We start from the raw sequence: 428 nt of genomic DNA on the forward strand, positions 1-428 counted from the left end.
GCTGCCCGACGAGCCGACCACGTTCCTCGACGTCGCGCACCAGGTCGAGGTCCTCGACCTGCTCACCGACCTGAGCGTCTCGCGCGGCACCACGATCGTCATGGTGCTGCACGACCTCAACCTCGCCGCACGCTACGCCGACGAGCTGGTCGCGATGAAGGAGGGCAGGGTGCACGCCACCGGCGCTCCGCAGGATGTCGTGACCGCGCAGCTCGTCGAAGAGGTCTTCGGCCTCGCGAACCAGATCACCATCGACCCGGTCTCGGGAAAGCCGATGGTCACCCCGATCGGAAGGCATCATGTCCGCTGAGACCACGACCGAACGCCCCACCTATGTGCTCGCCCGCGCCGAGGTGCGCGCGGTCGAACGGGTGTCGCCGAACTTCGTGCGGGTCACCTTCGGCGGCGATGACCTGTTCGAGTTCGGC

At 67.8% G+C, this 428-nt stretch carries 1 pseudogene; it reads left to right on the forward strand.

Features of this window, described 5'->3' with window-relative positions:
• A pseudogene (locus J7E68_RS19125) lies at positions 1–310 on the forward strand (ABC transporter ATP-binding protein); the annotation flags it as partial.
• Positions 311–428 lie beyond the last annotated feature (118 nt).

It is taken from the genome of Microbacterium sp. ISL-103, from assembly GCF_018613995.1.
GTDB lineage: Bacteria > Actinomycetota > Actinomycetes > Actinomycetales > Microbacteriaceae > Microbacterium.